The organism is Moraxella bovis (genome assembly GCF_025985205.1).
In the GTDB taxonomy this organism is placed as follows: Bacteria; Pseudomonadota; Gammaproteobacteria; order Pseudomonadales; family Moraxellaceae; genus Moraxella; species Moraxella bovis.
In genome coordinates this window covers 2,377,263-2,397,991 of the sequence record NZ_CP087840.1, presented here as the reverse complement: position 1 = coordinate 2,397,991, position 20,729 = coordinate 2,377,263, and the positions used below count along the sequence as shown (strand labels likewise).

Annotated in this window: 33 protein-coding genes and 1 pseudogene; 9 read left to right on the top strand and 25 right to left on the bottom strand. The window is 44.1% G+C overall.

Annotated features, from left to right (window positions below; all coding sequences use genetic code 11):
- Positions 1-14: 14 nt before the first annotated feature.
- The 18 genes from LP107_RS12245 to LP107_RS12165 form a co-directional block, all read right to left on the bottom strand.
- Positions 15-545 (bottom strand): formyltransferase family protein, encoded by a 531-nt coding sequence (locus LP107_RS12245; RefSeq protein ID WP_112742677.1) that lies wholly within the window; start codon positions 543-545, stop codon positions 15-17.
- Positions 535-1,695 (bottom strand): GNAT family N-acetyltransferase, encoded by a 1,161-nt coding sequence (locus LP107_RS12240; RefSeq protein WP_078274841.1) that lies wholly within the window; start codon positions 1,693-1,695, stop codon positions 535-537. Before LP107_RS12240 ends, LP107_RS12245 begins: the two co-directional genes overlap by 11 nt.
- A complete protein-coding gene (locus LP107_RS12235) occupies positions 1,692-1,859 on the bottom strand; it encodes a hypothetical protein (RefSeq protein ID WP_162860443.1) in 168 nt (55 codons plus the stop codon). The genes LP107_RS12240 and LP107_RS12235 overlap by 4 nt, the downstream gene beginning before the upstream one ends.
- Positions 1,804-2,031, bottom strand: a complete 228-nt coding sequence (locus tag LP107_RS14515; RefSeq protein WP_078274840.1) for a Com family DNA-binding transcriptional regulator — start codon at positions 2,029-2,031, stop codon at positions 1,804-1,806. The genes LP107_RS12235 and LP107_RS14515 overlap by 56 nt, the downstream gene beginning before the upstream one ends.
- Before the next feature lie 149 nt (positions 2,032-2,180).
- Entirely contained in the window at positions 2,181-2,729 is a 549-nt protein-coding gene (locus LP107_RS12230; RefSeq protein WP_078274839.1) for a hypothetical protein, read from the bottom strand.
- An 8-nt stretch (positions 2,730-2,737) separates the two neighbouring features.
- Entirely contained in the window at positions 2,738-2,935 is a 198-nt protein-coding gene (locus tag LP107_RS12225) for a hypothetical protein (protein ID WP_078274838.1), read from the bottom strand.
- A complete protein-coding gene (locus tag LP107_RS12220; RefSeq protein ID WP_078274837.1) occupies positions 2,926-3,531 on the bottom strand; it encodes a phage tail protein in 606 nt (201 codons plus the stop codon). The genes LP107_RS12225 and LP107_RS12220 overlap by 10 nt, the downstream gene beginning before the upstream one ends.
- Complete coding sequence (locus LP107_RS12215; RefSeq protein ID WP_078274836.1) at positions 3,524-4,351, bottom strand: baseplate assembly protein; 828 nt, start codon at positions 4,349-4,351, stop codon at positions 3,524-3,526. Before LP107_RS12215 ends, LP107_RS12220 begins: the two co-directional genes overlap by 8 nt.
- A gap of 19 nt (positions 4,352-4,370) precedes the next feature.
- Positions 4,371-4,754, bottom strand: a complete 384-nt coding sequence (locus tag LP107_RS12210) for a GPW/gp25 family protein (protein ID WP_078274835.1) — start codon at positions 4,752-4,754, stop codon at positions 4,371-4,373.
- A gap of 61 nt (positions 4,755-4,815) precedes the next feature.
- Positions 4,816-5,385, bottom strand: a complete 570-nt coding sequence (locus LP107_RS12205; RefSeq protein WP_112742676.1) for a phage baseplate assembly protein V — start codon at positions 5,383-5,385, stop codon at positions 4,816-4,818.
- 15 nt (positions 5,386-5,400) lie between these two features.
- Positions 5,401-5,631 carry a tail protein X gene (locus LP107_RS12200; protein WP_112742675.1) on the bottom strand — a complete coding sequence of 77 codons (231 nt, stop codon included), beginning with the start codon at positions 5,629-5,631 and terminating at the stop codon, positions 5,401-5,403.
- Positions 5,632-5,633: 2 nt separating this feature from the next.
- Positions 5,634-7,310, bottom strand: coding sequence for a phage tail tape measure protein (locus LP107_RS12195; RefSeq protein ID WP_264676079.1), 1,677 nt, complete (start codon positions 7,308-7,310; stop codon positions 5,634-5,636).
- Positions 7,303-7,395, bottom strand: a complete 93-nt coding sequence (locus LP107_RS12190; RefSeq protein WP_208624053.1) for a hypothetical protein — start codon at positions 7,393-7,395, stop codon at positions 7,303-7,305. The genes LP107_RS12195 and LP107_RS12190 overlap by 8 nt, the downstream gene beginning before the upstream one ends.
- Before the next feature lie 25 nt (positions 7,396-7,420).
- A complete protein-coding gene (locus LP107_RS12185; RefSeq protein WP_078274828.1) occupies positions 7,421-7,735 on the bottom strand; it encodes a phage tail assembly protein in 315 nt (104 codons plus the stop codon).
- A gap of 82 nt (positions 7,736-7,817) precedes the next feature.
- Positions 7,818-8,336 carry a phage major tail tube protein gene (locus tag LP107_RS12180; protein WP_078274827.1) on the bottom strand — a complete coding sequence of 173 codons (519 nt, stop codon included), beginning with the start codon at positions 8,334-8,336 and terminating at the stop codon, positions 7,818-7,820.
- On the bottom strand, positions 8,337-8,630 hold the full coding sequence (locus LP107_RS12175) for a hypothetical protein (protein ID WP_112742672.1): 294 nt from the start codon (positions 8,628-8,630) through the stop codon (positions 8,337-8,339).
- Positions 8,631-8,660: 30 nt separating this feature from the next.
- On the bottom strand, positions 8,661-9,017 hold the full coding sequence (locus LP107_RS12170; RefSeq protein WP_112742671.1) for a capsid cement protein: 357 nt from the start codon (positions 9,015-9,017) through the stop codon (positions 8,661-8,663).
- Positions 9,018-9,039: 22 nt separating this feature from the next.
- Positions 9,040-10,191, bottom strand: a complete 1,152-nt coding sequence (locus LP107_RS12165; protein WP_112742670.1) for a hypothetical protein — start codon at positions 10,189-10,191, stop codon at positions 9,040-9,042.
- 200 nt (positions 10,192-10,391) lie between these two features.
- On the opposite strand from LP107_RS12165, the gene LP107_RS12160 reads away from it, so the two are divergent.
- Both LP107_RS12160 and LP107_RS12155 read left to right on the top strand, forming a co-directional pair.
- A complete protein-coding gene (locus tag LP107_RS12160) occupies positions 10,392-10,916 on the top strand; it encodes a Panacea domain-containing protein (RefSeq protein ID WP_112742669.1) in 525 nt (174 codons plus the stop codon).
- Positions 10,876-11,304 (top strand): hypothetical protein, encoded by a 429-nt coding sequence (locus tag LP107_RS12155; RefSeq protein WP_112742668.1) that lies wholly within the window; start codon positions 10,876-10,878, stop codon positions 11,302-11,304. Before LP107_RS12160 ends, LP107_RS12155 begins: the two co-directional genes overlap by 41 nt.
- Positions 11,305-11,475: 171 nt before the next feature.
- Here the strand turns inward: LP107_RS12155 and LP107_RS12150 are convergent, their stop codons facing one another.
- On the bottom strand, positions 11,476-11,904 hold the full coding sequence (locus LP107_RS12150; protein ID WP_112742667.1) for a phage virion morphogenesis protein: 429 nt from the start codon (positions 11,902-11,904) through the stop codon (positions 11,476-11,478).
- A 155-nt stretch (positions 11,905-12,059) separates the two neighbouring features.
- The gene (locus tag LP107_RS12145; RefSeq protein ID WP_162860442.1) at positions 12,060-12,602 is read right to left on the bottom strand and encodes a hypothetical protein; all 543 of its coding nucleotides are present in this window, start codon (positions 12,600-12,602) and stop codon (positions 12,060-12,062) included.
- Between the two features lie 15 nt (positions 12,603-12,617).
- Here LP107_RS12145 and LP107_RS12140 point away from each other — a divergent pair, with 15 nt between their 5' ends.
- The 5 genes from LP107_RS12140 (at position 12,618) to LP107_RS12120 (ending at position 14,912) form a co-directional block, all read left to right on the top strand.
- Entirely contained in the window at positions 12,618-12,839 is a 222-nt protein-coding gene (locus LP107_RS12140; RefSeq protein ID WP_112742665.1) for a hypothetical protein, read from the top strand.
- 23 nt (positions 12,840-12,862) lie between these two features.
- Positions 12,863-13,486, top strand: coding sequence for a DUF3164 family protein (locus tag LP107_RS12135; protein WP_078274821.1), 624 nt, complete (start codon positions 12,863-12,865; stop codon positions 13,484-13,486).
- Positions 13,487-13,565: 79 nt separating this feature from the next.
- Positions 13,566-13,838: an HU family DNA-binding protein gene (locus LP107_RS12130; RefSeq protein ID WP_078274820.1), complete on the top strand. Its 273-nt coding sequence runs from the start codon at positions 13,566-13,568 to the stop codon at positions 13,836-13,838.
- Positions 13,839-13,920: 82 nt separating this feature from the next.
- Positions 13,921-14,418: a gp16 family protein gene (locus LP107_RS12125; protein WP_078274819.1), complete on the top strand. Its 498-nt coding sequence runs from the start codon at positions 13,921-13,923 to the stop codon at positions 14,416-14,418.
- A 116-nt stretch (positions 14,419-14,534) separates the two neighbouring features.
- A complete protein-coding gene (locus tag LP107_RS12120; protein ID WP_078274818.1) occupies positions 14,535-14,912 on the top strand; it encodes a Mor transcription activator family protein in 378 nt (125 codons plus the stop codon).
- Between the two features lie 194 nt (positions 14,913-15,106).
- Here the strand turns inward: LP107_RS12120 and LP107_RS12115 are convergent, their stop codons facing one another.
- Positions 15,107-16,387 (bottom strand): dicarboxylate/amino acid:cation symporter, encoded by a 1,281-nt coding sequence (locus LP107_RS12115; RefSeq protein WP_112742664.1) that lies wholly within the window; start codon positions 16,385-16,387, stop codon positions 15,107-15,109.
- A gap of 113 nt (positions 16,388-16,500) precedes the next feature.
- Here LP107_RS12115 and LP107_RS12110 point away from each other — a divergent pair, with 113 nt between their 5' ends.
- Positions 16,501-17,250, top strand: coding sequence for a TSUP family transporter (locus LP107_RS12110; protein WP_078274817.1), 750 nt, complete (start codon positions 16,501-16,503; stop codon positions 17,248-17,250).
- 59 nt (positions 17,251-17,309) lie between these two features.
- Here LP107_RS12110 and LP107_RS12105 read toward each other — a convergent pair whose 3' ends face one another.
- From LP107_RS12105 to LP107_RS12095, 3 genes are all read right to left on the bottom strand, one after another.
- The gene (locus tag LP107_RS12105; protein ID WP_264676080.1) at positions 17,310-18,005 is read right to left on the bottom strand and encodes a hypothetical protein; all 696 of its coding nucleotides are present in this window, start codon (positions 18,003-18,005) and stop codon (positions 17,310-17,312) included.
- Positions 18,006-18,007: 2 nt separating this feature from the next.
- Positions 18,008-18,220: a hypothetical protein gene (locus tag LP107_RS12100; protein WP_078274815.1), complete on the bottom strand. Its 213-nt coding sequence runs from the start codon at positions 18,218-18,220 to the stop codon at positions 18,008-18,010.
- Between the two features lie 216 nt (positions 18,221-18,436).
- Positions 18,437-18,712 (bottom strand): hypothetical protein, encoded by a 276-nt coding sequence (locus LP107_RS12095; protein WP_264676081.1) that lies wholly within the window; start codon positions 18,710-18,712, stop codon positions 18,437-18,439.
- A gap of 107 nt (positions 18,713-18,819) precedes the next feature.
- Here LP107_RS12095 and coaBC point away from each other — a divergent pair, with 107 nt between their 5' ends.
- Positions 18,820-20,040 carry a bifunctional phosphopantothenoylcysteine decarboxylase/phosphopantothenate--cysteine ligase CoaBC gene (gene coaBC, locus LP107_RS12090; protein WP_264676082.1) on the top strand — a complete coding sequence of 407 codons (1,221 nt, stop codon included), beginning with the start codon at positions 18,820-18,822 and terminating at the stop codon, positions 20,038-20,040.
- 31 nt (positions 20,041-20,071) lie between these two features.
- Here coaBC and LP107_RS12085 read toward each other — a convergent pair.
- Positions 20,072-20,633: pseudogene (locus LP107_RS12085) on the bottom strand (IS1 family transposase).
- Positions 20,634-20,729 lie beyond the last annotated feature (96 nt).

Below are 20,729 nucleotides of genomic sequence, written 5' to 3'. Positions count from 1 at the left end.
AAATAGTATTGCATTTATGGGTTGTTAAGCAACCCGTCCAAATACCCCCTAAACAACTCCACCCCAATCGGTGCTAACTTGTTTTGCCACAGGCTCGTCAATGTGTCGGCATCATCAACCATTACCGACTTTTGAGCCAGCACCTGCCCTGTGTCCCAACCATCGTCAAGCTGATAGAGTGAACCGCCCACAATCTTGTCGCCATTATCAAATGCGAGTTTGACGGCGTTTTTGCCTTTATATTTAGGTAACAGACTTGGGTGGCGGCCAACCGCTCCAAGCCTTGCCTTGTCTCTTGCTCGTTTTTCCACAAAACAATAAGCGTGGGTATCCACCCCAGTCGGCACTTGGTCGGCGGTTAGGGTTTTGTCGTGGACAGCAATGGGGATTTGGTGAGTGGTTGCCAATCTTGCCAAACGGTCTGTATTTTTTGGGGGCGATACAGCAACCACTTTAATCGCTGGCTGGGTTAAACACCACGCCAAAAGCCTTTCAGCAAGCCATTTTTGCCCGACTATCATAACAGATAAAGTCTTATTCGTCATTAAAATTCTCCCCCAAATATCTAAAACCCTGCACCGCTCTAAAATGTCCGCCATAGCCACTACCAGCACTCTTGCCACTTGCTTTGGATAGGGTTTGAAAACTTCGCATTTTGTTGTCGCCGTGTAGTTTGGCACTAATCTGCGTCCATTTCTTATCACGCCTTAATGCCTGTGCAAGGTTTGGGTGGCTGGTGTGAAAAATGGTTCGCAAGGGCTTGTTGTAGCGGTTGTTACCCTCAAGCCACATTTGACATATAGCATTTAAAAACCGCATTCCAATGCCAGCCCCTTGCCATTCGGGCATTACCACCAATCGGCAAGCACGGGCTTCTATAAGACCAGGCGTTGTACTAACCGCCAAATGAGCCACCAATTCGCCATTAACCACCGCCACATAGTTGGTGGATGCAATCATTTTGGGCATTTTTAAATAATGATGTGGCTCAAAAAGCTCCCAAAATCGCCAGTTGGTTTGGTAGATGTCAAAGGCAATGGGTGGGCGTTGCCAAAGAGACCTCCGATGATTGACAGTAAATTCGCCCGTGTCGGTGTTATATACCCAGTCAGGCTCTAACCAATTAAGCACATCATAATGACAGGTCAAAAGAATGGCTTGTTTGCCTTTGGTGCGTTTCCACGCTTTGGCAAAGGCGGACGCACCAATACAGGCAATTTGCCTATCTACCACGCTACTAAATTCATCAATGATGAGTCGGTTTGGTTCATCAGCAAGGGCTTTTGCAAGATTGGCACGAAACTGCTCGCCATTGTTTAACACCTGAAAGGGTCTAAGCCACGCAGGGACTGTGCCAAGTCCAACGGCTGACAAACAAGCGGTGGCTTTGTCTATGCTGTCGCCTACGGCAATTTGGTCTATGATGGGTTTGTCGGCTTGCCAAGTGGGCTTATAAATGGGCGTGTCTGCCCAGATTTGTTTGCCAATGCTCGTTTTGCCCGTGCCAGAGCGACCGACAATCACACCAAGTTGCCAGTCGCCTTGCCCGTTTTCATCTTGCCAATGTTCAGGCTCTATGGGTAGGTCGGCTGTGATTTTGACATCTGCCCCAGTTTCTACATTAAACAAGGATTTGACCCGCTGTGCTCGGTAGCTGTCAAAGTCGGTGCAAGTGTGATGGATATTAACAATCATACAACCACCACCTTAGCTTTGTAGCCTAGTTGTTTAAGGTGTTCAAAGATGGCTTGTTGGTGGGGTTCGTCATCGCATTGGATGATTAAGCCAAATTTGGGCTTGTAGTTAAAGCCGTTTTTGGCTGGGGCTTTGGGGTTGATTTGTGGGGTTGGCTGTGCCATTGGGTTTCTCCATATTTAACAGGTTGTGAGACGCAAGGTCTGCTAAATTGGTACGCAAGGCACGCTCAAAATGATTAAAATGACTGCAACGGCGACATTTTATGGCAAGCTGGTTAAAAACATCAATTTCCAATAAAACTCGCTTGCAGTTTTGACAGTTTAGGGGTTTCATATTTTACCTAGTGCAATAATACTTCATAATGTGGTATGATATGCCCTGCTTGTACAAGCAGACAGGGCGTACTCTTGCGATAGGTGGTTTAACGCTGGCTATCAATGGGGAATGACTGACTGTTCCAGCAGAAAGCCATTGCCCTGTTTTTATCTATAAAAAGTTACATTCACTCGCCCTGCTGGGTGTGCAGTTTCATTTGGTGGAAAACCTTTTGGGGCTTGTCTAATGTTAATTCTGTGATTAGGAATATCTAGTGTGATGTAATTTTCAGCATCATTTATAATTTTGTTTGTAATGGTTATGACAACTTGTGAGCTGTCTGTTACCCAATCAGGGATAGTAACAGTGGCATTATAATAAGCTCCCAATGAACGAGTGCCATCAACGACAGGCACAAAACCACCAAAGGTTGTCTGTGCTGACACACTCATTCCCCATGCTTTTGGTGTATCATTGTCAGAATAATGGGTTGATAAGTTAATGTCAAAAGCAGTAACAGGCGTTTTTGCACCGCCATTAGTTTGACCGCTATTTTTAACAATCTCTGCAACCTGCTCTTTTAACGCATCAATCTGTTTTTGTAATTCGGCATTGCCATCTGTGCGGTCTTTGATTTCTTGGTCTAGCTTTTCGTCAAGGTCGCCCGATGATTGGTTGTTACCGCCATTTTGAATGGTGACTTGTATCTCGTCCACTTTGGTGGTTAAGCCATTGATTTTTCGTCAATTTCTTGGGTTTTTTGTTCTTGCTCTTGGCGTTTTTTGTTCAAAAATGCCGTACGATTGGCAAGCTCAATATGTGGTCGGTTATCTACGCCATCTTCGCCCCCTTCTACGGGGTCGTTAGGTTCAATTAGGTAAATATTTTCTACCCATTCATCGGTTTCTTTGATTAGTGCCATTGTGCGATTACTCCGTTGTAGCGGACAGCCCCATTGTGATTGATGGTGCGGTCGTGTTTAAGATTTTTAAGATGAATAGAAGCCAATTTACACCGCAAGGGAGCGACATCAGCAAGTAACGCCCGAATGTTTTCGGCATCAGCTTTACTAATGGGCTTTTGCATAATCAGCCTGTAATATGTCCAATGTCCGCCATAGCCATAGTGCCTTGTACGGTCGTGGCTTATGGTGCGGTCGTGTGTATAATAGCCAAAGCGTTCTTCCAATTCACAATCGCCAAACCCCAGCAAAGCAAGGGTGCGTTTGATAGCCCACGGCGTGCCTTTATGGCGGTGGATTTGAATTGTCCCCTTGATAAGCTCTCGCTGTTCGTCATCAGAATGGGCAAACTCCCAGCCGTCCCCAAACAAACTAAACTGGTCGGCAAAAGCGGTCAAAGCGGACTTTGGGGTAATATCAATCAGCATTATTAAGGCAAAAGGCGGTAAGCTATCCAAGCGTTTTAACAAACTTTCAAGCACCAAAAACCTTTGATTTTGCAAAGGGCTTGGCAACACGCTATCAGTAACCAAGCCGTTTAAATGAGAGTTAGCCATTTTGAATTGTCCCCATTTGAATTTGAATGTCAGTACAGTTTGCCCATTCAAAGGCTTGTAAAATAATAGGCTCGGCTGGCTCTATAACCTTGACTTGCCAGATGTCGGTGCTGGACACTGCATCAATGATTTGACTTGGGACGACATCTCGCCCCAGTTTGGCTCGCAGGGTTTTGGTATAGTTTTCGGCTCGCACCTTGCTATCCGCCAAAACTTTGTCAGGCACAGCCAAAGACAAAGGCGAGACTTCCAACACAAGGCGAAAGTCTTTTGCCTTTGCCCCTGCCACAAACACACGGTCGGACAAGGGGCGTTTTTTCTCATCGCTGGTATTGTCAAGCACCTTTTGAATAAGCTCATCAGACACCACACCGTCAGCGGTCAAGATATGAATATAGATGTCGCCATTACCGCCACGCAAAGCATCCGCATCAATGATTCGGCTGTCAGCAGACAAGGCGTGGTAAATGTAGGCTTGGCGTGAGCCTGTGGTGGCGTAGCTTTCAGGGGCTAGGCGAATGCGTTGTCTCAGCTGTTCATCCGTTTCATCATCAAGACGCACCACGCCAAAAAAGTCGCCCAAATAATCTAACATTACCCCACTGGCAAATGCCAAAAGGTTCTGCTCGCACGCCAGTTGAATTTGGGTGCGAATAAGCATTTCACGGTAGGCAATCACATCAATAAACAGGCGGTCAGCTTGGGCTGGGTAGAGTTTTTTGTTGCCCAGTTGTTCATACAAGGCAATAATCTCGCTTGTGATGGCACCCACATCACGGTCTATAAAATGCGGTTTGTCTAAAATGGGGCGAGTTATCATTGCTTTTTTCCTTAAATCACTAAACCTTATAAGTCATATTTTGTGGCACAAGGCTATCAATCGGTGTCCATTGGATATTAAACACCACCCCTGCAAATACTCTTGTTTCGTCATATTGCTTGGCACGGATTTTGACCGATTGCACTCGTGGCTCATTTGCCAAAATCGCATCGGTGGCGTAAGCAATAAACAGCGGAGCGACTTTGGAAAATTGTCCGTCCAAAAGCCCCAAGCCTTCACAGCCAAATTCTGGACGGTGTGGCACGCTCCCTTTTGGCGTGGACAAGATAATGGCAATGGCTTGCTCCACATCGGCAAAGCCAATCACAATGCCGTCATCATCTAAGGACGGTTGCCAATGGCTTGCGGTGGAAATTGGGCTGGTTTCGGTGCTGATATTCATAACGCTATCATAAAAGGTTTGTGGGTTTCTTGATTTTATGGCGGTTTAAGGTATTTTGGGCTTAGATTGGTGGCGTGGTAGAACCATTACCGCCACGCACACCGCCGTGCTTATGGGTTTTAAACGACCTACCTCCAATGATGGCATCTTTGCTAATGGTTGCCGTGCCATTAATGGTCGTGTCGCCGTTAATTTCTACCGCTCCGTCAATCGTGGTTTTGTCAGCAGTAATGTTGGCATTTTGGCAAATGATGTTGATTGTACCTGTGGCATTTACGGTCAAGGTGTGGCTGTCATTGTCATAAGTAATCGCTGTGCCGTCATCAAAGACTTTGGCGAATTGGTGGCGGTCTGCTGGAGCGTTGTCCACATCACTAAACACCGAGCCTAGACAAATTGCCGTCTCGCCATCATCGGTCAAAAGGATTGCCACTTGTTCGCCTTTGACAGGTGGGTCAAAGTGTTTGGCATTACAACTTCTGGGCGTTACCGGGTCAGCAAGGGTAATGTCCAGCTCGTCCGCTTCACCTGTCAAATGGTCGGTAAACACCGCTTCTATTAGGTCTTTGGCAATGTCGGCGGTGGCGGATTTGTTATTATAAAGCAGGGTAAAGGCAGGTGTTTTAATCATTTGTTTTGTTTCTCTTTATTCATCATCTCTCAACCACGCAGGAACGGCGTGGGCATTGGTATCTTTGACAATAATAGGAATAAAAACAATTTGCCCAGCCGACAAAGTCGCCTCAATCGGCAAATGGCGGTTACTGGCAATAATGCGTTCATAATCGGTAGCGTCTGCATAATATTGATGGGCAAGTGTGTCCCAGCGGTCGCCTTCGGTGGCAAGGTGTTGCAGGTATTGAGTGGTGGTTGTCATTATTAACCTACCTTTCTTAAAATTCGCTGTTTGGCGAGTGTGGCAAGGACGGATTTGCCACCATTTAATGTGTCTAGCACCGTCCCCACATTGCCTTGATGAGCAGAAATGGTGGTGGGTGGTAGCGTGCCGATAATGGCGTTCTTTTTTAGCTCACCAAATAATAGGCTTGCTGTTTGGGTTAGGTCATTGATTTTGGTAAAATCGCCATTACCCACATCAACCGCTTGTCTTACGCTGGCAACCAGTTGTGGATTTTGTTTTGCCCAATTGCCAAAGGCGGTTATCATTGGTTTAATACTGGTTAGGGTTTGATTGACCGCAGGAAGCAGGGCATTGCCAATCGTTACCGCAAGGTCGGTAATGTGGATTTTAAAAGATTTGAGCTGTTCGGCGGACGACCCCATTCGCTTATCGTAGTCTTTGCCAATGCCGTTGCTGTTAGCAGAATTTAGCGAGCCTTGTTTAATGCGTTCAAACTCATCTTTATTGCCCATCATCGGGCGAATAAAGCTCATCGCTTGTTGGTCTTGGAACAGCTCGCCTAATTTGTAGGTTTCGTTGAGCCTATCCACCGCCATTTGTCGTTCTTTGTCATCTTTGATGGACATTGCTTTGGTAAACTCAGCAAGAGCCTTAGGCGACTTTGTGCTAACATATTGCTCAATGGTGGAGAACATCGCTTGTATTGGGGTCATACCATTTGCAACCAAGTTTTGCATTGATTTTTGTAAATCAATGCCCGCCTTCTCAAAGTCTTTCATTGTGTCGGGGGCAGTCAGCTTGGACAGAAAGTTTCGCATATTGTTGGCTGCCTCGTCCGAAGTGCCAGCCCCTTTTCGGGCAATCTGCAAACTTGCTCCAATCTCAGCAACCGCTTGCTCGCCTTGCACGCCCAATGCTTGATAATAAGGCGTAAGGCTAGGTAGCCATTTTGCCATATCTTTGACTTCAAACTGACCTGCCTTACCAGCGTAACCGAGCATATTCATTGCCCTGTCCCAACCTGCATCGCCTATGCCTAAGTTATTTCTTAATGCAACGGTGGTATTTCCCAAATCCTCAAAGGATGCACGCCAAGCGGTCGCCGTTTGGGTCAGTTTGGGTGTGTAATTTTCAATTTCTTTGGCGGACGAGATGCCCCCAGCGACAAGGGTGTTTAATTCTGTGCCAATGTCATCTAGGGTTTGATTGTATTGTAGGGCGGTGGCTCGCACGGTGTCGCCAATCCGAGCCTGTTCTTTGGCTGTCCATTCGGCGGTAATGGATAGGTCAATAATGCGGTCTTGGAATTTAACCGCTTGCAGAATGGCATTCCCCACAGGCACAGCAAAAGCCGTCAATGAACCAACGCTGTTGGTAAAATTGCTTTTGCTGGTGTCTTGGAGTTGTCCAATTTGTTGCCCACGAGCAATGGAACGATTTAGGCGTTCTTGGGCTTGGATAACTTGGTTAATAGCGTTGGTGGTGCGTTGATATTGTTGTTGCAATCTGCCAATGTCAGCGTGTGGACGAGACAAAGACCGAGCCATAATGTCGCCCAGTCTTTGTTGTCTTGCGGTGAGAGCTTGGGCGGTACGGTCAAGGCGATTTAAATCATTATTGACCCCATTTAAGGCTCGAGACAGACTGCCGTCCACCATTGCCCCAATGCGTACAAATAAATTCATATCAGCCATTTGTCATCGCCTTATTTTGCCTATCTATTTGGGCATTGGCTTCATCCACCCACGCCAAAAACTCGTCCACCGTCATCGCTTCCATTTCAGAAGGCTGGATATGAAACCACTTAGCGAGTAGCGATTGCAGTTTCGTCCAGCTGTCCATTGGTACGATTGAAATTGAGTGCTTGAAATCGCTCACGCACCGCCATATAGTCAGCAAGGAACCTCTTGTCTAGGTCTTCCACCACCAAATCACAGCTCATTGCAATCATAATGGTTTCGGTTTCAGCATCATCGCCACCGCCTTGTTTTTGGGCGGTTTTCATTTGACGCACCACCAATGGTTTGACGGTTACTTGTTCAATCGGCACGCCTGCATCGGTGGTAAAAGGCGTTTCAAGTTTGATGGTGTTAGCGTTTTGAGAAATTGGCTTAGACATAAAATTACCCTTAACGGTTGAAAAATGTTAAGGGTAATTTTAAGGGGTTTGTTAAGATTGGAATTTTAGGGCGGTTTAATGCTTACATACCAATATTTTCACGATATTCTTTTAGCACATCTTCGCCATTGATTTTGACAATGTTAGCAAGTGCGTCAATCTCTACAATTTCATAGCCGTCATACACTTGCTTAAAATAAGTACAAGTAAAATCATACTCGCCGTCCACCGATTTGTGCTGTTCAAATTTACCAGTCGGCATATTCTTAAAAGTTACCGTCATAAAAGTAACGAGTGGCACATTACTAATCACGCCGTGATTGCCGTGTACTTGCACATTGGAGCGGATTTGTAGCTGATTGGATTTAAAGGGCGATAACAGTTTGGCGGTATCAGGATAGATGGAGTTAAACTTCATCTTACCTTCCATTTTGTCAATGCCTGTGGTGGGTAGTTCTACCTTGCCTACCATTCCCATTGCTTTGAACTCATCAAAGATAAATTTAATGTCGGGATTGTCCACGCTCTCCACCTTGCCAAGCAGATTTACGCCGTTTAGATAGGCATTGCCCTGTGTGATTTTATGAACTGTGATTGACATTTACAGACCCCCTAAATTAACCGATTTTAAATTTAACAAAAACTCGCCTGTTACTTCTCGCTCAAAGGTAATCCGCTCCATTGGGAAAATGGGCGTAAATTTGTAACCAATACGAATACGCCCTGCGGTCAGCTCGCTTGGCGGGTTGCGACCATCTTTGTCGGTAAACATCACCACTTTACCGCCCGACTTGGTAACGGTTACTCGGGGAAATAACAAATGACCGACACTTTCAGGGATTTGATAGCCCTGCACAACATTGGTTAAGACTTGGTCTACAACGATTTTAGACATAACTTTTCCCTAAAAATCAAAAGGTTAAAATCAACGGATTAAAATTTCAGCGTGGCTGTCTTGGTGTGCGTCATACAGCACCACGCCCACCACTTTGCCTTCGTAGCTTGCCAGTTGGCTTTGGGGGACAACCATCATTGTCCCATCGTAGACAACTACATCGCCTTGCTTAACAGGGCTTGTGGCAATGTCTTTTAAATTCATACTGGCTGTGCCAATGGCGGTTACAGACACCATTTGCCCCTGTTTGCCGTCTGTGTCGGTTACGCCAAGTAAGGGGGCTTGTCCGCTTGGGGTTTCCCCTGTTGCCGTTACCCACGCACCTTTTAGAGTGTCTTGGGCGAGTAGGACGGATAAGGTCAGAAGGCTAATTGCTTGGGTTTTCATAAATTTTTCCTTATCAATAAATTTAACCGATTGCCATTACAGCGGTGGTGTAGTCCACTTTGTGAGCTTCGCAGTAGGCTAGGATTTCTTGGTGTTTTGCCATACTATCCGAGTCCACCTGCACGCTGTGCGGTAGATTGTGGTCGTACTTTTGGGTGGTATGGGTAGGCTGACTGCCCTTGCTTGCCGTTTCGCTAAACAAATAAGACTTGCCCGCCATCAGCCCTGCATTTAGACCGTCTTTGAAAACTTGGTTTAGGGGTTTTGCTGCATCGCCTTCGCCAAAGTTTAAAGGGGTGGTACGGTTGGCGGTGTCAATGGCATTTAGTACCGCCACAACCATCTCTTTGTTGGCTGGCACAAGTTTGCCGTCTTTGACAAGACTTTCGGCAAAGTCGTTGTTTGCTTGCTCATCTGCCTTGATTTTGGCTTGTGCCTCAAACTGCTCTTTTTGGGCGATTTGAGCTTTCAGATTGGCAATTTCGGCATCTCGTGGGTCAGGCGTGGCAGGGGGCGTAGCCTGAGCAGGTGCTGGGGCTTGGTTGATTGGTGGGGTTGGATTAGGGGTTGTCATTGCGTTTTCCTTTTGTGGGGTTGAAGTTGGATTTGGGTTTGGATTTGGCGGTGTGGCTGGTTCGCTTGGCGGTTGTTCATTAAACAAAAGCGAGCCAAGAGCGGACACCACCTTGTTAAATAAAGTCTTTTCGGGCGTGTCGGCTGTGTCGCTTGGACTTTCACTAAAATCAAAGGTCAGCTCCACCGCCTTGTCATTTTCGTTAAATTCAATCGGCTCTAAGCCTTTAATGGCTGGTGGTTCTGCTCCCAAAAACCCAATATGGCGTAGGTAATACACGCCTTTGACTGGATTGGTTGGGGAATTGGGCGGATAAAAAGAAGCTGAGACTTTTTTAAAAAGCCCTTGTTTGACCTGCTCGCCAAAGTCGTGTTGGATTTGTTCTGGTATGGCGTACAGATTGCCATTGTCAGCCGTTAAAGATTTGACCCAGCCAAAGGCAGGGGCATCGGTTTTGGGGTGTCCGATAACAATAGGGGCTTGATGAATGGCAGGGTTATAGGCGTTGATAGAGTTTTGTAAGTCGGTTTCGGTAAAGCTCACCGACACGCCATTGCTGTCGGTATGTGTACCTGTTTTAAAGATATGGATTTTTTTCATTGGACTTATCCCTTTTGGAATATTAACGCCAATGATAGGGGATTTTTGTTAGGGGGAATTTTAGGGCGGTTTAAGGGTTTTTACTTTGTTACAAAAAATAGCATTTCACTATGTGCAATAGTGTTTCATTTTTTTTCGCTCTCGTGTATAATAAGTTATTATGCACGAGAGGATTTTTTTTACATTTAAGGAGGTTAATAATGGTTAGTTCTATTGCTGTTGCCAACCAATTTATCCGCCTTGCAAAGCAGGACGGCAAGTATCTTACTCCTATGCAAATTTTAAAGCTCGTCTATATTGCTCACGGCTGGTCTTATGGTTTTTTTAACAAACCTTTGATTGATGATACAATTGAGGCGTGGAAATATGGACCTGTTATCCCTGAATTGTATCAAACCATTAAAAAATATGGCAATACAGAAATAACCCAAGATATTAGCTATCCTTGGCTTGGTATTGGCAATATTTTGAATAACAATCAACTAGATGATGACCAGCAAAAGGTGGTTAATTTTGTGTATAAAAAATATGGGCATTTTGACGGCATTCAATTGTCTATGCTGACACACCAAAACAATACACCGTGGTCGGAAATATTCAACCCTCACTCTTGGGGTGATGTTATTCCAAATCATACCATTCATAAACATTACAAACAACTTTATAATCAGTTGGTGGCAACCTATGAGCAACAACACTCAAATAATCAGTCCACCATCCATTGATGATATTGCCAATTCGGATATTCCCACACCAAGCATTAATCACAACTTTGTCTCGCTTGAAAATGCCATAGCAGAACAGCGGTCTATTGAACAAGGGGATTTAGAGGCACAAGCCAGAAAAAACGAACATCACCGCTCTGAGCGTTGGAAAAACCATTTTTCTTACGCTTTTATTGGTACATTTTGGGTTTTTTGGTTCTTTTTTGTTGTCATGTCCGCTGTGTTAATTTGGCATTGGCTGACACCGTCCGAAAATGGTTGTAGTTGGTTGGGATTTGATAATGGATGTCATTGGCTTAATTCCTCTCAATTAGACCACCTAAAAACCATTATTGTCGCAGTCTTTGCCTCCAATGTTGTTGCAAACCAACAAAGCAAGCTTAAATAACTCCAAAAAGGCGTTTATAAACATTCATAAACGCCTATCCGCCATAAAAAGCACCAAACACCCACACCCAAGCCAAAATAGGGCAAAAACGCCCATTTAGACAGTTTGCCAATAATCAATAACCATTCGCTCCAAAACCTGCTTATCGGTTGTACTAATCCCCAAAAATGGTCAGGCAGGAATGTCGCCCCACAAATGGGGAAAGGCGGATTTTGTTCCACCAAAGTGCATCATCTTGGCGTAGACCATATTTGTGCCAACCATTACTGATTGTCCGTTGAGCTGATAACGGATAGAGCCTTGCAGGGTGTAGCTTAGGATAAGGGGCTTTTTGCTCATCACACGGGACACACCACGAGCGTTGATTTTGCCACTCTTGTTGGTGTGGCGACTGCCCAAAAGCCGTGCAAAGGTAACAGGGCTATTGCTCGCCCAACGGTTGCCGTCAGGGTCGGTGCTACTTTCAAAGCGTTCTTGGGTGCTGTTTAAGACCTGCTCGCCCATATTTTTAAGTAAGGGCGTAAGGTTTGCCCCACGCTCAGCAAGTCGTCTTAACTGATTTTGGACGGTTTCTAGCCCCTGCACTTCTACTGTAAGCATTGCTATTGCCTTTTGATTGTGGTAAAATAACAGAGCAATCAGCCCTTAGGAAAGTTGTAGTCTACCGACTTCCGTGTTTGCCATTGGCATTCTGGCGTGTTGGGATTTGTTTTAACAAATCAAGAATTGGGTAGCGTTCTTCTGATTGCTCTTTTTTATTCTCGGGATTGTTTTTCAAACAATACCATACCCTTGCTTTTCAATTTTTCATCACTTGCCCTGTCTAGGCGGTAAGATTTTAAATACACTTCATCATTTGTTTTGGTTTGATGAATGATGGCAAGGTATCTTTTGCCGTCCGCATTAAAGCCTTCTACCCAAGTCGTCTGCTGACGATAGGTTTCGTTTTTCTTATCATATTCTCGGACAATCAGCGTGGCATTATCTATTAAATGTTGCACTTGATGATAACTACTGGCATCAAAACCTGTGTTGCCGTCCCGACTAATTGCCTGTTTTAGAGCATCGTATTCACTAAACAGCACCGTGCGAGTTTGCACGTCCAAAATGGCTTGTTGCTCTTCACTTAATACCGCCACTTGAAAACTTTCGCCTGTGTTAAATTTGCGAAAACCAACAATCCGCTCTTCTTTTTTAAGGCTATCATAATCAGGCGTGTTTGTCTTAAAGTCGTCAAGCTGGGTTTCAATCCGCCCAAGCCAGCGTTCAAACACGCCTGTCGCCATATTGCTTGCCACAATCGCTTTGGCAAGATGGTAGCCACAGACTGCCTGTCCGCTCCCGTGCTACTTTTGGACGAAGCCATTCAAATTCTTGTCAAAAATGGCAACCTTGACAAAGAAAAATTGGCAAATGCAATCGGACAAGCCAAAGATGAGTTATTTGAACTTAACAAAGACAATGATGACCATCTAATGAAAATGGCGTTATTTCTGAACGCCAACACCCTGCAAAGCCGTTATTTGGCATTGTGATTTTAAACAATCGGAGTAAATTTATGACTACCCATACCCCTGTAACCGTCCCCGAAGGCTACCGCCTGAATGACAAGGGACACCTTATCCCTGTGGATAAGATTAAAGAAATTGACAAACTAAGAGACGAAACCGTCAAAAAACTTGTGGGGCAAGCCATCAGCCTACAAATCCAAATGCGGTCAATCAAAGGGCAGGTATTTGGTGAATTTCACAATTTTGTGGAACTCTCCGCCCAAGAGTACGATACCCAAATTGGCGGTAAAAAGGGCAATGTTACCCTAATGAGCTTTGACGGCAAATACAAAGTACAAATTGCCATTCAAGATAACCTAGTCTTTGACGAACGCCTGCAAGTTGCCAAATCACTCATTGACGAATGTCTGCGTGAGTGGACAGCCGACAGCAACGACAACATCAAAGCCATTATTGATAACGCCTTTGCCGTGGACAAAGAAGGCAAAATTAACATCCGCCGAGTACTATCCCTGCGTAGCTTAAATATCGTTGATGACAAATGGCAAAAAGCAATGACGGCTATCTCAGACGCCACCCAAGTCATCTCATCAAAAGAATATATGCGGTTTTATGAACGAGATGAACACGGTAAATATCAGCAGATTAGTCTTGATTTTGCCAACCTTTAAATTTAAAGAAAACCAAAACAATGGCAAGAGTTGGTCGCCTTGTCATTGTCCCAACAGACCACTTTAAAAGGAAAATCTTATGAACAAGAAAGAACTTATTCAAGCTGTCGGCGAAAAAACAGACAATGCCAGTTTCTACGCCAAAAATGTCATTGACGCAACCCTTGCCGTCATTAGCGATACTTTGACAAAGGGCGATGAAGTGATGCTGGTCGGCTTTGGTACTTTTTCGGTGCGTACCCAAAAAGCCCGCACCGCCCGTAACCCAAAGACAGGCGAAAAAATCCAAGTGCCAGCCAAAAAAGTGCCGAGCTTTAAAGCAGGCAAAGGGTTAAAAGAAGCTGTAAATTAAACCATTCTTAGGTAAACAAAAGCGTTTAAAGTGGGTTAAAAGTCGCTTTAAACGCTTTTTTAATAATCATTTGGAGCATAAAATGACCCAAAGCACTCAAACAAAAACCACAAAACCCTACGACAAAAAGAAAAAACTTGTCCAGCTTATCCACATTGGTAAATCCAAGCTGTGCCTTGATGATGAAACCTACCGCAGTCTTCTGGAAACTACCACAGGCAAGACCAGCACAAAAGAAATGACATTGGGTGAGTTAAACAAGGTGATGACAAGGCTAAAACAGCTTGGCTTTACCCCCACCGCCCCCAAGTCAGCAGGTAAAATCAAGCAAGACAAAGACCCCCAAGCCAAACTTATTCGCCACCTTTGGCTCACCTTGCACAATCTTGGAGCGGTAAGAGACCCGAGCGAAAAAGCCTTGTGTGCTTATGTCAAACGCCAAACTGGGATTGATTTATTGGCGTGGCTACCTACCCACAAAGCAAGCCGTGTGATTGAAAGCCTTAAAAAATGGTTGGAGCGATTGGAAAAACAAGCCGAAACAACGGAAGATACTGCTCCGCCAAACCCCCAAAACTAAAATAATCCCAAACAAAAGCCACGACAAAAAATCGTGGCTTTTTTGTGGCAGTTACCTTTTATTACCGTTGTTTTCTTTGCTAAAATGTGGGAAATAACAAAAATAAAGGTGCTTTTATGACCGACAGCAAACGAAAGGGCAAATTTAATGCCCAAGCCGAGAACTTTTTTACCGATTTACGCTCCTTTGGCACACAAATCATTACCCACACCACAAATCTTGATGAACAGACTGCCAACCAAATCGCAGGTGAGCTTGCCAACCGCCTTGCCCAGCATTGGGGCGGTTCTATGTTTTATGTTACCAAACACAACGCTTGGCAATACCACGAGAGGGATTTGGCGATTTGGGAAGCGTTTAAGGTCGATAATCATTTTGAGCTGGTGCAAAAATTTAATTTGTCGTTGCCCTATATTTATGAAATCCTAGCCCGTATGCGAAAAGAGTACCAAGACCGCTCCCAACCTGACTTATTTTCCCAAATTACTTCCTAACAACAAAAAAGGCTTTGATAAATTCAAGTTTGACACTCAAAATCATCAAAGCCTTTTTTATTGCACACTATGCAATGCTACTTCAAACTCTATCCTAATCTAACCCAGTCGTTCCCACCATTTCCCACATTTATCCTACCTGTCTGGGTTAATTATCTATCTTGTGTTTATTTTTGATTTTCAAATATCAACAATCAAGAATCCCACACTTCTTTATCCAACGTATTTTCTTGTTTGGCAACAGTTACCACCCCTGCGATGTCGCCCCCAACGTTTAGGGCGGTGCGTCCCATATCAAGCAAGGCATCAATGCCCAAAATCATGCCATAGGCAATCGCCACCGCCGAGCCAGCTTCCACAGGCAAGCCAATGGATTCTAGCACCATAAGTAGCATAATTGCCCCTGCTCCTGGCACACCTGCTGTCCCAATCGCCCCAAGCACGGCAGTCATCGTGATGGTCAGCATTTGCGAGCCGTCAAGCGGTACACCCACCGCATTGGCGATAAAAATCGCACACACGCCAAGATATACAGTCGTGCCGTCCATGTTCATCGTCGAGCCGACAGGCAAGCCAAAGCTATAAATGTTCTTAGGCACGCCCATGTTTTGCGATGACTGGATAGACACAGGCAAGGTTGCCCCTGATGAACGGGTTACAAAGCCTGTGATAAGGGCAGGGCGAGCTTTTTTCAAAAAGACAAGTGGGGAGAGTTTCATTAACGCACAAATCACGCAGTACACCAGTAGGATTTGCATGATAAAGCCGACATAAACGGTTGCTGTAACGCTTGCCAAAGAGCCAAAAGCGGTTGCCCCATTTTTTGAAAAAACAATAAAAATCAACGCAAACACGCCAATCGGAGCGTACTGCATGACCCAACCGACAATCTTAAACATCGCTTGGCTAACCCCGTCCACAAAATAAAACACCGTGTCCGAGCTTTTTTTGACATTCTCATCATCGCTATCACGCCCAAAGGCAAGAGCAATGCCAAATATCAAACAAAAGAAAATCATGGGCAAAACTTGACCGCTACTAATCACGCCGATTGGATTGGTGGGGACGATTTCAAGCAGGATTTGAAGCATGCTTGGAGCTTCGGCGGTTTTGCCTTCACTTGCGGTGTTGGCGATGAGTTCTAGTCCCAAACCAGGGTTAAAGAGCTTGCCCACACCAAGCCCGATGATGATGGCAAAAATGGACGTAATGGTATAATAAATGAGTGTTTTTATGCCGATACGCCCAAGCTGGGCAGGCGTGATTGAGCTTGCCCCCACGATGAGCGTGGACGCAATGACAGGAATGACAATCATCTTTAACAGACGAATGAACAGCTCGCCAATGGGCGATAAAATGCTAATGGCGGTTTGGGCATTTTGAAAAATGATACCGCAAATTGAGCCTAGGATTAAGCCGATTAGGATTCTTAATAATAAATTTGGCTTAAAATACCATGAAAAAAGTTTTGACATAACAAGTCCTATGATGTGCAAAAGCATGATTTTAAACAAAAAACACGTCATTTTAACATAAATTTACAAAATTCAGTCATTTTTTGTTAAAATAAGAATTTTGGGCTAATGACATGGAACTCACCACTCAGCTTATTTCCATACTCTTTTTTGTGGCGTTATTTGCAGGCTTTATTGATGCCATTGCAGGCGGGGGCGGGCTTTTGACCATTCCTGCTTTGCTTTTGACAGGCATGAACCCTGTGGCGGTGCTTGCCACCAACAAATTACAAGCCTGTGCAGGGTCATTCTCGGCAAGCCTTGCAATGATAAAAAAGGGGCTGATTCACCCCAAAATGATGAAAATTGCTCTTGTCTTTGCCTTTGTTGGCTCAGGCGTAGGGACGATTTTAGTACAGCTCTCGCCCCCTGATTTTCTAAAAAAGGCGTTGCCCTTTGTCATTGGGCTGGTGGGGCTTTATACGCTGTTTTCGCCCAATTTGGGCAAATTACAAACCGCCCCCAAAATAAGCCAAAAAACTTACGAGCGTACCATTGCCCCCTTGATTGGCTTTTATGATGGCTATTTTGGACCTGCAACGGGGACATTTTTTAGTCTGTCGCAGGTGGTTTTGCGTGGGCGTGAATTGATACAAGCCACCGCTCGGGCGAAACTGTTAAACTTTGCCACCAATTTTGCCAGTTTGATATTTTTTATCATTGGTGGGCAGATTGTTTGGGTGGTGGGGCTTGTGATGATGGTCGGGCAAATCATTGGGGCATTTTTGGGCAGTCATTTTGTGGTTAAAGGCGGGGCAAAATTTATCCGCCCTGTGATTGTGGTGGTGTGTTTTTGTATGGTGGTGAAATATGTTTTCTTTTGATTTGTAAAAATGGCTATAATACGCACCACTTAACTTAAAAAATTAAATGGTGCGTAGTATTATTTGCTTTGGTATTCTAATAATTTATCATTCCAACGATAAATGATGTTTGCTGATTTTGCCTTGCCTTTTTCTTTATAAATAATATCATAAAATCCTTTGGTTTTTTGTTTGGATAAAATTAAAATATGTTCCGATTGTTCAATATGGTGCTGGCGAGTGCCGTCATCATTCCAACTGCCTGCAAGGTATTCAAAATAATAAGTGGGAGCAGTTAAAATGGGTGTTAATTGACCGTTAATCACCGCAAATAAAGTCATCGCTTGACTGCTAATCCCACCGCCTGAAAATCCTGCAAAAGTTTTAAAGCGTATGCCAAATGCTTTTGTGCTGTCATTTAATTGATAATTGGCGGTGTCTATTCTATCCAAAGTGCCAATGGTTTTATTGTCATCAATAATGCTGTTAATGGCAAAAGACGATTGATTGATTTTTTGTTCATTAAAAGTTTGGCTAAATTTTTCTTGATAAGGTTTGGCGGATAATTGCCATTGCCCATTATTGTCTTTTTGGGCAACTGCCAATGTAATCATCGCCAAATCATCGCTTTCACAATTGGCATAAAGAGTGTGTTCTTCATATTGCCAATCAACCGCTTGATGATAAGAACAAGCGGTAATGATGTATTGATTGTTATTCCAAGCACGCACACCCAATAACGCTAATTTTTCGGTATCGGTAGAATGTCCAATCAATTTTAAAAAGGCGTTACATCTTTATTTTGACGAGACAATGCCGAAAATTGGTCTTTAAAAATGCCGTGCATTTGTTCGTCATAGTGATTTTGAATTTCTTTGCTTGTGATGGCTTTTGGTACTTCACTAAGAGAATTGACAATTTTGGCGTTGGCGGTTAAAAAGGACAAACTGCCAATTAGTGATATTAAAAATAATATTGCCAACTTTTTCATAAGTTACTCCAATAGTTCAAAATTCAAATACTTAGACGCTTTTTTATCAAAAGTCATCACAAGCAAATGATTTGCAATTTGACAATGACAAGTCATTAATAAATACGACTATATAACAAATTAACCCTAAAATACCACAAGCCGTAGGTGTGTATTATGCACCGATTTTGAGATTATTTATAATTGGTGCATAATACGTACCTTACGCTCAATTCTTTAATTTATTTTATTAGCATACACTTGCCCAATACTCTCATTCATTTCTTCAACGGTTGCTACAATATCGGATTTAATGGTCTTTTTTGCCAACAATTCAGCCAAAGACAGTTTTTTGCTTGGCTTGGGTATTTCGGCTTGGGTGGGTTTAACCCTATCCAAAATTGGTAAATCAAAACAAATTAATCCATTTTCATCAGCCAATAGCTTTAACTGCGACAAATCCACATTAGGAATGATTAAAGTATTATTTTGAATAACGGCGGTAACTTGCATTGTGATTGCTCCCAAAAATTTATTCCCATTATAAATAAAATCCCCCCAAATGGCAAACACCGCCAATTTATGCTAAAATAGCCCATTTTCAATTTACCTTTAAGCCAATGACCCCCAAAAATATCCTACTTGCCATAACAGGCGGGATTTCCGCCTACAAATCCGCCATTTTGGCACGCCTACTTATCAAAAGCGGACACCAAGTGCGTGTGATGATGACCCCTTCGGCTTGTGAGTTTATCACGCCTTTGACTCTCCAAGCCTTGACGGGCAACGAAGTCCACACCGAGCTTTTGGACGCACAAGCCGAAAAAGGAATGGGGCATATTGAGCTTGCCAAATGGGCGGATTTGGTCGTCATTGCCCCTGCAAGTGCCAACACCATTGGCAAGCTGGCAAACGGCTTGGCGGACAACCTTGTCACCAATGTCATTCTTGCCACCACCGCCCCTGTAATGCTCGCCCCTGCGATGAACCAAGCGATGTGGGGCAACGCCATTGTGCAAGATAATTTAGCCAAACTTGCCCGTTTTGGCTTTACTATCATTGCCCCCGACAGCGGTGAGCAGGCGTGTGGTGATGTCGGGGCGGGTAGATTGCCCGAGCCAGAGAGTTTATGCGAGCAGATTGACCAATTTTTAACCATTCAAAGCACCGCCCAAACTTTGGCGGGCAAAACGGTCGTCATCACGGCAGGGGCAACGCTAGAACCCATTGACCCCGTCCGCTACCTATCCAACCACTCCACAGGCAAAATGGGCTATGCTCTGGCAAAAGCGTGCGTGAACGCAGGGGCAACAGTCATCATCGTGGCAGGGGCGAAGGTCAATCTACCCACGCCTTTGGGGGTGCAAAAACGCACGATAGGCACAGCGGACGAGATGTTACAGGCGTGTTTACAGGTTTGTGAAAAGGCGGATATTTTTATCGCTACGGCGGCTGTGGCGGATTTTAAGGTTGCCAATATCGCCACGCAAAAACTCAAAAAAACCGCTGATAATGACGGCTTAACCTTGCATCTTGTCAAAAACCCCGATGTGCTGGCGACAATTTCCACTACTTATCCGCACCTTTTGACCGTTGGTTTTGCTGCCGAGACCAACGATGTGGAAAATTATGCCAAAGGCAAACTCATCGCCAAAAATTTGGATATGATTGCAGTCAATGATGTCTCGGATAAGACGATTGGCTTTGGGTCTGATGACAATGCGATGACGGTGTTTTTTGCGTCAGAATATGGGCTTGATAAGGTCAATTTGGCAAAAATGAGTAAGGATAACATTGCTAAGGGGCTTGTGGGGTGTATTGGAGAGCTGTTGGGTGGGTAATTTAATATTTGTCTCTAGCCCAAAAAGTATGCTACACCCACCCATGGTTGATATAATGAAACACCAAGTCAAATGCTTTAAGATGATTGGTTAGGTTTTTAGAGAAACAACACGTTTTTCTAAATGCTCGCCTAACAAAGGCTCTAAGCCTTGTGTTGTTGCCTTCAATACCAACGGTAAAGCGTTTGCCCACTTGTTTGATAGAGTGCTTAAAAGCAACAAGAAAGCTGTCCCAATCATCACAAGCAATTTTGTTAAAACTCATACCTAAACTCATCTATCTTTAAGGTATTGTAATGCTTTTGTCTTGGTTTGATTTGGTGATTACTGTTTGCAAGCACGCTAAATACTTTACCCTTACTGACTTGTTCAAGTATCACAATGTCAGCAATACGACAACCACAAGCTGACATTAAGCGTATTTTGTCATTGATGTAAGATTGACAACCTTTGTCAGTAAGCTGTAAATGATGAACAAACTGTCTATGACAATCTTTGCAAAAATAGCTCTGTTTGCCATAGCTTTCTATGCCATTTTTCTTTATACTAACCGACAGGCAACTTGGGCAAGTAATGGTAATTTGTGTCTTCATAACCGTAAATTACCAACTTTTGTGCAAGTTGTCTTTTTAGTTTTTGTTATAGCATACTTTTTGGATTACTACCTAATATTTTATTAAAAGGATTTT